Origin of the sequence: Paenibacillus sp. GbtcB18 (assembly GCF_019091125.1) — a bacterium.
GTDB classification, from domain to species: domain Bacteria; phylum Bacillota; class Bacilli; order Paenibacillales; family NBRC-103111; genus Paenibacillus_F; species Paenibacillus_F chitinolyticus.
In genome coordinates, this window is record NZ_JAGXJX010000187.1 from 1 (window position 1) to 356 (window position 356).

General features: G+C 41.0%; 1 protein-coding gene. It reads right to left on the reverse strand.

Translation table 11 applies throughout. The features are described 5' to 3' along the window. The coding region (gene infC, locus KVT34_RS30015) for a translation initiation factor IF-3 (protein WP_217563269.1) at nucleotides 1-226 on the reverse strand (226 nt) is incomplete at its 3' end. Nucleotides 227-356: the final 130 nt, after the last annotated feature.

Genomic DNA, 356 nt, shown 5'->3' on the forward strand with positions numbered 1-356 from the left:
GATTTTTGCGCTGTTCTTTTTCTTTCTTCTGTTGCTCAAAGCGGAATTTACCGTAGTCCATGATGCGGCATACTGGCGGTTTCGCATTTGGAGCAACTAATACTAAATCAAGATTAAGATTTGCAGCTAAGTCTAAAGCGTCATTACGAGACTTGATTCCAAGTTGATCGCCATTTGCACCAACTAAACGTACTTCACGTGCACGAATTTGCTCGTTAATCATCATATCCTTGCTAATAGTAAGCCACCTCCAAGGTTTTCTCAGAACATATTTTGTAGTCATAGTACCCGGCAAAAAAAGTGCGGGCATACGGCACCCACACTTGTAAATTCTTAGGTAAGAAAGACACTTACCT